The organism is Dendronalium sp. ChiSLP03b, from assembly GCF_034531165.2.
GTDB classification, from domain to species: Bacteria; Cyanobacteriota; Cyanobacteriia; order Cyanobacteriales; family Nostocaceae; genus Dendronalium; species Dendronalium minutum.
On sequence record NZ_JAVRBR020000137.1, the window covers coordinates 1 to 10,843 of the forward strand.

Annotated in this window: 9 protein-coding genes and 3 pseudogenes; 8 read left to right on the forward strand and 4 right to left on the reverse strand. The window is 41.0% G+C overall.

All coding sequences use genetic code 11. The annotated features are described in order from the left end of the window. The first annotated feature begins 223 nt into the window (after window positions 1–223). The 4 genes and pseudogenes from RMY31_RS31360 to RMY31_RS31375 all read left to right on the forward strand — a co-directional run bounded on the left by RMY31_RS31360 (window position 224) and on the right by RMY31_RS31375 (window position 3,885). Complete coding sequence (locus RMY31_RS31360) at window positions 224–718, forward strand: hypothetical protein (protein WP_322667190.1); 495 nt, start codon at window positions 224–226, stop codon at window positions 716–718. A 13-nt stretch (window positions 719–731) separates the two neighbouring features. Next, window positions 732–1,199, forward strand: a pseudogene (locus tag RMY31_RS31365) (hypothetical protein). A 636-nt stretch (window positions 1,200–1,835) separates the two neighbouring features. Continuing rightward, the gene (locus RMY31_RS31370) at window positions 1,836–2,771 is read left to right on the forward strand and encodes a substrate-binding domain-containing protein (RefSeq protein WP_322667188.1); all 936 of its coding nucleotides are present in this window, start codon (window positions 1,836–1,838) and stop codon (window positions 2,769–2,771) included. Between the two features lie 91 nt (window positions 2,772–2,862). Continuing rightward, window positions 2,863–3,885, forward strand: coding sequence for a substrate-binding domain-containing protein (locus tag RMY31_RS31375; RefSeq protein WP_322667186.1), 1,023 nt, complete (start codon window positions 2,863–2,865; stop codon window positions 3,883–3,885). A 259-nt stretch (window positions 3,886–4,144) separates the two neighbouring features. Here the strand turns inward: RMY31_RS31375 and RMY31_RS31380 are convergent, their stop codons facing one another. Both RMY31_RS31380 and RMY31_RS31385 read right to left on the reverse strand, forming a co-directional pair. After that, window positions 4,145–4,519 carry a hypothetical protein gene (locus RMY31_RS31380; RefSeq protein WP_322667184.1) on the reverse strand — a complete coding sequence of 125 codons (375 nt, stop codon included), beginning with the start codon at window positions 4,517–4,519 and terminating at the stop codon, window positions 4,145–4,147. 81 nt (window positions 4,520–4,600) lie between these two features. Further along, complete coding sequence (locus RMY31_RS31385) at window positions 4,601–4,966, reverse strand: hypothetical protein (RefSeq protein ID WP_322667182.1); 366 nt, start codon at window positions 4,964–4,966, stop codon at window positions 4,601–4,603. 533 nt (window positions 4,967–5,499) lie between these two features. On the opposite strand from RMY31_RS31385, the gene RMY31_RS31390 reads away from it, so the two are divergent. Then, window positions 5,500–6,684: a substrate-binding domain-containing protein gene (locus RMY31_RS31390; protein WP_322667180.1), complete on the forward strand. Its 1,185-nt coding sequence runs from the start codon at window positions 5,500–5,502 to the stop codon at window positions 6,682–6,684. 503 nt (window positions 6,685–7,187) lie between these two features. Then, window positions 7,188–8,156, forward strand: a complete 969-nt coding sequence (nifH, locus tag RMY31_RS31395; protein ID WP_322667178.1) for a nitrogenase iron protein — start codon at window positions 7,188–7,190, stop codon at window positions 8,154–8,156. A 32-nt stretch (window positions 8,157–8,188) separates the two neighbouring features. On the opposite strand, the gene RMY31_RS31400 is transcribed toward nifH, so the two are convergent. Continuing rightward, window positions 8,189–8,320 (reverse strand): hypothetical protein, encoded by a 132-nt coding sequence (locus RMY31_RS31400; RefSeq protein ID WP_322667176.1) that lies wholly within the window; start codon window positions 8,318–8,320, stop codon window positions 8,189–8,191. Window positions 8,321–8,421: 101 nt separating this feature from the next. On the opposite strand from RMY31_RS31400, the gene nifE reads away from it, so the two are divergent. Both nifE and nifN read left to right on the forward strand, forming a co-directional pair. Next, window positions 8,422–9,855 carry a nitrogenase iron-molybdenum cofactor biosynthesis protein NifE gene (nifE, locus tag RMY31_RS31405; RefSeq protein ID WP_322667174.1) on the forward strand — a complete coding sequence of 478 codons (1,434 nt, stop codon included), beginning with the start codon at window positions 8,422–8,424 and terminating at the stop codon, window positions 9,853–9,855. Next, window positions 9,855–10,712, forward strand: a pseudogene (gene nifN / locus RMY31_RS31410) (nitrogenase iron-molybdenum cofactor biosynthesis protein NifN); the annotation flags it as partial. The gene nifE and the pseudogene nifN, both read left to right, overlap by 1 nt. A gap of 19 nt (window positions 10,713–10,731) precedes the next feature. On the opposite strand, the pseudogene RMY31_RS31415 reads toward nifN, so the two are convergent. Further along, window positions 10,732–10,843: pseudogene (locus tag RMY31_RS31415) on the reverse strand (IS1 family transposase); the annotation flags it as partial.

Below are 10,843 nucleotides of genomic sequence, written 5' to 3' on the forward strand. Positions count from 1 at the left end.
ATGATCGCAACTGTTGGGTGAGCATCTCTTGCTAAATGTTTCAGGATTTGTAACTCTACATCCATTGCCCCACTTACCTTTCAGGGTTTTCTTTTTTTATTCTTTTATTCAGAATACCCGGAAAGTGACAGAAGAGGGCTATACATTTAGCAAGTATTTTGAACTTCCGTTTTCTCCAGAAGATATTCTGAGCTAACTAGGACGCACTTATGAACGCAAACAGTTGCAATTACCAAAAATAGAATCTGTACTTAATAGAACTGAAGAATTACAGCGAGTGATTGAACGCAATCTCCGACGAGTCAAGTTGCTAAGTGAAGATGCACGCAAGCAAGTAATTATTGCACCTATACTATTAGAAGTGTGTGAAATTGCTCAAACTCAATTGAATATTGAGTATCCGATTAATGTTAGCGACCAACTAAAAGGAAGTTTAGATTACTACATTGATAAAGGTCAAGGCTTGTTAGTGATTAAAGCTAAACAAGCAGACTTGAGCAGAGGATTTATACAATTGGCTGTAGAGCTAATTGCACTTGACCAATGGATAAACTCAGATAATCCGATTCTTTATGGAGCAGTAACTACAGGTGAAGATTGGCGATTTGTGACATATTCTCGTCAAGAAAAACAGATAACCGAAGATTTCAAATTATATCGAGTTCCTGAAGAATTAACTCTATTAATTAAAATTCTCCTTGGCATACTGACTAATTGAAAGTGTTATACAAATGCCGAAGCCACTAGATCCCAAGTGCCAATTGTGCGCGAAGTTACCAACTTCTAAAGCTAAAGTATTGCACGGAGCCGAAGCAGATGGATGTTGGAATCCAAAAATTTGCCATAATCGCCGCTCCTTCTAACGCCGCCGTGCCAAAGAGGATTCCGGGCAACTGGATGCAATCAGCGTTCAACCACCAGCAACATATTTCGCTGTGCTGTACTTATATAAAGAACCGGGAGATAAACCATTACATGCCTTAACAGCAGAACTCTGGCTTGGACAAAAACCCATTTGTCGGTTAGAGCCAATTCACTGTTTTGGACTAACGGCTGGTAAAATTCGTGCCTATACCGACCAAGTGTTGCAGGCATTTGCTCAACAATATAGCGTCTCACTTTTTCAATATAAGGACATGTTCGAGATTAGCCCGAATCACTGTCCAGTACGTCCTTGCCCTTTACATCCAGAATCATAGACAGTCCAAAAATGGCAAACGGAGATCGCACAACATCTTGCCACTGTTAAAGGCGAGGTTTGTATAGTTCACCTTCAACAGGTTTTAAAGATGCCAATGGTTGAGGTATGGCTGGGATTATTGCTGGGTGGATTTGCCTTAGAACAACGTGGAGAATTTTACTCTAGCCATCATATTTGGATCGCTAATGCTTAAAATAATGCTTAAAAAATGATATCTTGATGCATACCTATGGGCGATAGTAAAACGCTTTGTTGCGTGAAACAAAGCTTCGCCTAAAACATTTACGTGCCTACTGTACTATTGCGGATATCAACAACCTACAGCAACTGTTTAAAAGTTAAAATAAGTAGCTTGCAACTAACTTGATAACATTTTTAAGAAAGCTGGTCAGAATATAAATTCACAAATGCTGAGTTAGTAATAGCACTATATTAATAGTATTATTTACTTAAATAGTTGATAAAGTTAGCGTTTGATTACTTATTAAATTGATTTTTTCCAACCTAGTTGGTATGATAGCTGGGAAAATAAAAGTACATAGACGTTAACGTCAAGCAAAAAGAATGTTTGAGCGTTATTGACTGAGAATTCATACATCACTAATACAAAAAAAAGCAAAAGATTATACCAACTATGAAAAAGCAACTTTTTGCCTTTTCATTGATAGCTTGTGCTGTCAATGTAACCATACCAACCCAAGCCTTCGCTGTTACCCTGTATGCTGCTGGTAGTTTACGGGGTGCGCTGTCAGAGGTAGCTAGTAGCTTTACTCAAGAATTTGGCATTCCTGTGACAACAGAATTTGCCTCCTCTGGGTCGTTAAAAGATAGGTTGTTAGCAGGAGAAAAGGCAGATGTTTTTGCTAGTGCAGATTTAGGTAATGCCCTTGCACTGTATCAAAACAACATCAGCGGTGAAGTCAAAAACTTTGCCACTAATCCGATTTATGCGATCGCCACACCTGAAGTCTCACTCACCACAGAGAATCTTCTAGATAAGTTCCTCAATCCCGATATTAAATTGGGCATTTCTCGACCTGTAAGCGATCCCTTGGGAGATTACGGTGTCGAAGTATTTCGCAAAGCCGAAGCAATTGCACCAGGTAGGTTTGCATCGCTAAACGCTAAAGCCGTAATCTTATCAGGTACTTTACCACCGAATAGAAATAGTCCAGGGGGGAGCATAGTCTACTATCTGCAAGATATTAATAAAGCAGATATCTATTTGGTGTATTACACCAGTGCTTTATCCGCTCAACAAATTTCACCAAGTCTTGAGATAGTAGAATTGCCAGATAGCTTAAAAGTCCAAGCTGACTATGGTTTGACAGTACTCAAGGGTGCAAATCCTGAAGGTTCACAACTAGCTAATTACATCCTTTCACCAACAGGGCAACAAATACTGGCAAAGTATGGATTTGGTAGTCCGAGGTCTATTCCCGAATCTCAAGGAGTTAGTGGAATTTTACTTGCTTTTTGTGTAGCTTTTGCCTTGCAGAGAAAGTTAGCTAAAACTCAAGTGGGCGATGCCTGCGGCGGGCTACGCCTACGTAACCTGATAAGTAAGTAAACACTTGTGCATATCAAGTTGAGTAGTAAAGGAATAATAGCAACTTGAATTCTCACACACTTTCATTTCCAGACATTACTGAATCAAAACGATGAAAAAGTACTTACTTGTTGCCTCGCTAACTGCCTGTATTTTTCATATCCCTCTTGCTAAACAAACTTTAGCTGCTACCTTTAAAGAGATATCTCCAACAAAACCTGACAAAGTTACTCTATTTGGTGCTGGTAGCTTAAGAGGTGCGCTTTCCGAAGTAGCTAAAAACTTTGAAAATGTAGCTGGTGTGACTGTAGAAACAAGTTTTGCCTTTTCTGGTTTACAGCGTGAACGCATAGAAAATGGCCAAAAAGCTGATGTTTTTGCTAGTGCTGATATTAGCAACCCTCTAACCTTATATCAAAAGGGGCTGAGTGGGCCAGTCATAAACTTTACTAACAACCGTTTAGTAGCAGTTACTAATTCAGACTCGCAATTAACAACCGATAACTTTTTACAACAATTCCTGAGTAATGTTGACAAAATAGGTACATTCCCACCTTTATCAGATCCTTTAGGTGCTTATACACAAGATGTTTATCGAAAAGCAGATGCCATCTTACCAGGAAGCTTACAAAACTTGAATGAAAAATCTATTTTTTTCACACAGGAATTAGTACCGCCTGATAAATTTACATCAGGAGGTCTTATAGCTTGGGGTCTGCAAGAAGCTCCTTTGGAGTTAAAAGTAGATGCGTTCATATCCTATTACACGAGCGCGCTGGCGGCATTAGAAATTTCACCAAATTTGAAAGTCGTGGAATTGCCAGAAAACTTAGCAATCAAAGCAGATTATGGCTTGACTGTACTGAAAGATGCTGGTCCCAAAGGTCAAGAATTAGCTGATTACATCCTGTCATCAGATGGGCAAAAAGTACTAGTTAAATATGGATTTAGTCCTCTGGGTGTTACTCCTAAACCCGTTCCTGAACCCAGTAGCGTAGGTGGGGTATTTCTTGCAGTTGGCATAGCTTTTGCACTGAATAAAAAACAAGCATCTGCTAAAAAGCAATTAGTCAACCCCTTCGGGGAATTCAAAATTCAAAATTCAAAATTCAAAATTATTAGTCTCCACGGATAAATCCGGGGGCTTGATACTTTTGATGCTGCGCTTTTTATACCTCCATTAATTAGGGCTTGCAGAATAAACAAAAAACCTAGATAAATCAAGATATTCGGGGGGATCAAAGAGAATAAAGTGCAAGGGTAAAGGATAAAATAAGTAAAAACCTTGATAGCAAGCCGCGATCGCGCCGCGCCACCGAACTGACAACTCAGGACTGGCGCAATCGCATTGCACAAGCAAGATTATCTTCTAATCTTGGCAATAAGATTAGCTATCAGGTACTAGGCAAGTCACTTTCAGGCAAGATGTTATCTATGCTGAGTACCCACGGTATCCCTTTATTAACTGGAGAACTGACAGTAATCTTGGCTGTGTTGCTAAACTGTTTTAACTTCTCAGCAAAATGAGGAACAGTTTTCATGATGTTGCGATAACTTTCCATATCGTAACAAATCACCATCAAAATCAGAATGCCACTATTGATTTGGAAATACCAATGACAACTACATAATAAAGTACGTGTCATGTTGTCGCACGCCAAGAAAAAGCTTTTCTTAGTTGCTTCTTCAAGTTGCCTCAATAGTATTTCACTCACCCTTATTGTTTGAGTTGAAGGCAAATCATCTGGAGGTAGACATGATTGATTCATAGGATTTTGGCAAGCTTTAAAATTAATATTGCCAATTCTCTGCATGAATATTGCAGAAGAATTAGTTCTTCATAGTTAGCGTTATTGTTCTTGGGTGACAACCCAGAGTAAGTCTAACCAAAATTGTGGATAAGCTTCCTTAATATTTGACAAGGGATCGCGCACTAAGTTGTTGGCATTCAAACAAACAACTTCAACTAGCCCTATGTATTCAGCTACTTCTCTAAGTAGATTTTTTTCCACTTCTAGCGCATTAATTAGTCTCTTGGGGCAGTAAATCCCAATGTATCTTGTATGGCGGATACACGTTTTGATACTCGCTGTTGTTAAGTAAGATTTAGAATTAATCACCTTCACATAACAATGACGTAGTAATTCCCATACCCGCGGGTGAGTATGTTTAATAATTACGGTAAATTGTTGGGCTAAGTCTTCTTCAGTAATCATTATTCTCTCCATTGCTGTGGCGCAAACAACTATAAATTGCCCCTGAGGAGTTGCACATCTTGGTAGATAGACGTGCAATAGATGTGTGCATATTTCTTTAGGTGAAAACAGTAATTTTTAGTGAGGGCAAAACTTACCCTAAAGAGCAAAATTAATTGGTGGTATATTCTTTATGGCTTGTATGACTCACCTATCAAGCATCAAAGCCGAAACTAATTTCTAAAACTGTATTGAGAATTACTTTTTACCAAATTAGTTGGTAAAATTAAAATTTTAAATAAGTCTTTTGTTGGCGATGATTGAGGGCTTCTAAGCCATAACCAGCAGCCAAAAAACAATTTTCCGCAAAAAAAATTGCGAATCGCAAGGAAAATTGCAAAAGATGTGATATTCTTTGAATAGAGGGAATCAGAACAGCGAAAGCACAGTCATGTCATTTAAGAGAATGACATAAACTACTAGGCTATGCTTTCGCCTTGGCAGATGCGAGTTAAATCCGCGCTCGGCTTTTAAAAACTAAGAGATTAAAGCCAATGAAGCAGGATAACGATCTTCGTAACAACTTGAAGTCAATCAGAACCCGCTTGGGCATGAGCCAACAAGATTTGGCAAACTTAGCTGGTGTTACTCGTCAGACTATTAGTGGTGTAGAGTCGGGACAATATGCTCCCTCAGTGGCCATAACACTTCGTTTGGCAAAGGCGCTTGGCTGTCAAGTAGAGGATCTATTCTGGTTGGAGCGAGATTTACCCGAAATTGAAGCAATGCTTGCCAAACCTGTTCCTGCTGGTCAGCAGGCACGAGTCAGTCTGGCCCGCGTGGGAGGGCAATGGGTAGCTTATCCCTTAATTGGCAAAGATGCGTTTCGCCAAGACATGATTCCCGCCGACGGTGAAGCAGTTGCGGTGGACAGGTTCCCTGGCATAAGCAAACTGCTGAACCTGGAGAGTCAGCGTCAAACAGATACAGATAAAGTTCGAGTCCGGCTTCTAGACGATAATCTAGATACACTTCATAACACCGTTGTGATTGCTGGCTGTGCGCCTGTGATTTCATTGTGGGCGAGGGCTACCGAACGTTGGCATCCCCAACTGCGAGTGCAATTTAACTTTGCCAATAGCATGTCTGCATTATACAGTTTATGCCGAGGTGAGGCGCACATCGCTGGGGTGCATATGTATGACCCCCAAACTGGTGAGTATAATACTCCTTTTGTTCGAGATGTTCTGGCTGGAAGGGAAGCAGTTCTGATTACCCTTGGTGTTTGGGAGGAAGGACTTATGGTAAAGCCAGGCAACCCAATGGGAATCAGAACAGTTAGTGATTTAGTGGAACAGGGAGCTACTATTGTTAACCGCGAAATTGGTGCTGGTACTCGTTTACTTTTGGAACAAACACTCCAAAAACAGCAAATACCGTTCCATGCTGTTCAGGGTTTTGACCATATTGTGACAAGTCACCAAGATGTTGCCCAAGCTGTAGCATTAGGAATTGCCGATGCAGGTATCAGTACGGCATCTGTAGCTACCGCCTTTGGACTGGGATTTATCCCTTTACATCAATCAAGATACGATTTAGTGATTCTCAAGGAATATTTGGAAGAAGCTCCAGTACAGCAATTGCTTAGTACTTTGGGACATCGAATGGTTCACTCACAATTTGAAATTCTTGGCGGCTACGATATCAGCAGAATCGGGGAAGTTGTAGCGACTGTTTAGAGTGGATTGCAATTATGGTTGGTTGTGTGGTTTAGGGAATAACTTTGTGTAAATTTGAATTCCTGCTGCAACCACTCAAAGGTATGAGCAACCTTTAAGGATTTTGTTACAACAACTAACAACGTTGCTGAATCGGAAGATTCTGACTGAGAATCTGGTAGTACTTGCAGTATCCCTTGAGCAATATTGCATGACAAGCATATCTGGCTTGATGCATTGAGAGTAAATGTAGTGGGAGTCGCAAAGGTACGGTGACGCATCAAAAAAACCGTACATCTAAAGCAGTTTTGTCATTAGTCAGAACTAATGACAACCAGAAATTTCACAACAAATTGTATGTACTCAATATTAGATGTTTTTGTGGGAGAGCGATCGCCCCCAGCATATATTACACATCACCTCCAACAACGTTCTACACGAGGTCACATCTGTAACTTGACAGTGTGAATACCTAATAAACCAAAAGACCCACCAAATAAACAATTGCAGGAGACAAAATCATCATGTCTGACGACAAAATTAGACAGATTGCTTTCTACGGTAAAGGCGGTATTGGTAAATCTACCACCTCCCAAAATACCCTAGCCGCGATGGCAGAAGTCGGTCAACGCATCTTAATTGTTGGATGTGACCCGAAAGCTGACTCCACTCGTTTGATTCTGCACACTAAAGCTCAAACCACCGTACTCCACTTGGCTGCGGAAAGAGGCGCAGTCGAAGACCTGGAACTTGATGAAGTGGTACTTGAAGGCTTTCGGGGTATTAGATGCGTAGAGTCTGGTGGGCCAGAACCTGGAGTAGGTTGCGCCGGTCGCGGTATCATCACCGCCATCAACTTCTTGGAAGAAAACGGCGCTTACAGTGGCGTAGATTTCGTATCATACGACGTGTTGGGCGACGTTGTGTGTGGTGGTTTCGCTATGCCAATTCGTGAGGGTAAAGCCCAAGAAATCTACATCGTGACCTCTGGTGAAATGATGGCGATGTTCGCAGCTAACAACATCGCTCGTGGCGTTCTCAAATATGCTCACACTGGTGGTGTACGCTTGGGTGGGCTAATTTGTAACAGCCGGAAAACTGACCGTGAAGACGAACTGATTAGCACCCTCGCAGCCAGATTAAGTACCCAGATGATTCACTTTGTCCCCCGTGACAATATCGTGCAACACGCCGAATTGCGTCGGATGACCGTTAATGAGTATGCACCTGATAGCAATCAAGCTCATGAATATCGGACATTAGCAGACAAGATTATCCACAATACAAATCTTGCTATTCCTACACCCATTGAAATGGACGAGCTAGAAGATTTGTTGATTGAGTTTGGTATCCTTGAAAGTGAAGAAAATGCTGCAAAAATGATTGCCGCAGCTAATGCCCAAGAAGAAGCTGCTAAAAAGCAGGAAGATGCTGAGGGTGAAGCACTAGAAGCACTGCAAAAAGGCAACGTCGAAATTGTTGCTGGTAGCTAACGCAGCAGGAGGCAGAAGGCAGGAGGTAAGAATTATTCTCTTTGTCCCCCTTGTCTTCCTTGTCCTGCCATATCAATGACTTTTGTAACAGGTTTATTTTTTGTTTTCTCCTTCTCTTGATTGGTTGGCCATTTTTTAGGGGGATGGGAAATTTTCTTGCCCATTCCCTTTTATTTCATGCTTAAAACATATAACAAGTGAATGAAAATTATCTCTCAACTTTTCTCAATTTAGCTAACAACTTCTACCCGTTCTCATCAAAGAAATGAACCCTACACCTAGAAAAATGAACGATTCGCTCAGGGAATCAAATAGCGACAATGAGCAGCACAGACAAAAGAAAAAAAATTCCTCCACACAATTACCTCAACCTGGAACTGCTCAAGGGAGTTGCGCTTTTGATAGTGCAATGATTACTCTAGTCCCAATCACTGATGCTGCTCATGTAGTTCACGGCCCAAGCGGCTGTGCTGCAAGTATTTGGGGAAACTACACTAGCCTTTCTTCTGGTTCGATGCTGTATAAGATACGTTTTACCACTGACATAGAGGAAAGCGATATTATCTTTGGTGGAGCTAAAAAGCTATACAAAGGCATTCTAGAATTACAAAGACGCTACAAACCTGCTGCGGTATTTGTTTACTCCACCTGCATCACCGCTTTGATTGGTGATGACATAGAAGGAATTTGTAAAGATGCCACTGAGAAAACAGGAATACCCACTATTCCTGTACATTGTCCTGGATTCATTGGTAGTCAAAATCTAGGGAACCGTGTTGCTGGTGAAGCAATGCTTTCACACATTATTGGAACTACTGAACCAGATACTAGTACACCCTATGACATTAACCTGATTGGTGACTATAACATCGCGGGTGCAATATGGAATGTTCTACCGTTGTTAGAGAAATTAGGTATCCGAGTTTTAGCAAAAATTACAGGCGATGCACTCTATAAAGAAGTTTGTTATGCTCATCGTGCAAAGCTCAACGTTATACTCTCCTCAAAAGCATTAATCAATGTAGCGAAAAAGATGGAGAAACTCTATGATATTCCATACATTGAAGAGTCTATTTATGGCGTAGAGCAAATCAATCAGTGCTTAAAAAATATTGCTGCAAAGTTAGGACATCCTGATTTAGTAGAACATACCGAAGAACTAATTGCAGAAGAAACTAACGTGTTAGAAGAGAAACTCACTCCTTATCGTACCAGATTGCAAGGTAAGCGCATTGTCCTTTCTATTAAAAGTTTCAAGAGTTGGCTGATTATCTTTGCAACCAAAAAATTAGGGATGAAAGTTACTGCTATCTGTACTCAGAATAATACTGAAGATGAATTAGCTATAATCAAAAGTTTTCTGGGTCAAGATGGCATAGTTTTAGAATCCGAAACTCCTAAAGAAATCTTACAAGTAATTAACAAGAATCAAGCTGATATTTTAATTGCTGATGGTCGTTATCTAGACACTGCTCTAATAGCCAGGATTCCTTTCCTAGACATTAATAAAGAACGCAATCATGCCTATGCAGGCTATATAGGAATAGTAGAGATAGCACAAGAACTGTATGCCACTTTTTACAATCCTGTATGGGAGCAAGTACGCCAGCCTGTTCCGTGGGAAGTCAGAGAAGCAGGGAGAGCAGGGGAGGCAGGGGGAGAAATTACTTCCTCATCCTTGTCAGAGGAGGCAGTTTGATGGCAATTGTTAGCGTTACGAGTACATCAGTTGCTGTTAACCCTCTCAAGCAAAGTCAAGCTGTGGGTGCAACCTTAGCCTTTTTGGGGGTGAAGGGAATGATGCCTTTATTACACGGTTCCCAAGGTTGTACCGCCTTAGCTAAGGCGGTACTAGTGCAACATTTTCGTCAAACGATTCCTCTTTCTACTACAGCAATGACGGAAGTTGCAACGATTTTGGGTGGTGAGGAGAGAGTGGAACAAGCAATCCTCACTTTAGTACAGAAATCGAAACCGGAAATTATCGGTCTTTGTACCACTGGACTTGTGGAAACTAGAGGCGATGACATGGAGCGCTTTGTCAAAGAGATTCGCCACCGTCACCCAGAATTAGATTATTTACCAATTGTGCTTGTCTCTACACCAGATTTTAAAGGTACATTGCAAGATGGCTTTGCTGGTGCAGTCGAGAGTATAGTTAGCGAAATCGCTCAAAACACCGAGAAGCAAAACGCTTGCCCTACACAAATCACAATTTTAGCAAGTTCTGCTTTTACCCCAGGCGATATACAGGAAATTAAAGAGATTATCACCTCCTTTGGACTTGTACCGATTGTCGTCCCTGACCTTTCTGGCGTTCTAGATGGCCACATTGAAGATTCTTCTAGTGCGATGGCTTTGCCCGCCGCAGGCATCGCAGCTAATGGTACTACTTTGTCACAGTTACGATCGCTCGGCAGTTCTGCGTTCACTTTGGCATTAGGTGAGAGTATGCGGGGTGCAGCACAAATTTTAGAAAAGAGATTCGGTATACCCTACGAGATGTTTGGTGAACTAACGGGACTTGTAGCAGTAGATAAATTTCTGGCGTTGCTGAATAAAGGGATGAACTGATTTATGTAGGTACAGTTTGATACTTTAAGTAGTTTAGTAACAATTTAATTGAGTATTTCAGCATAACTTCTGACTTGGAATAACATAATGTCTTGCGGTGGAGTCGTGCAAGG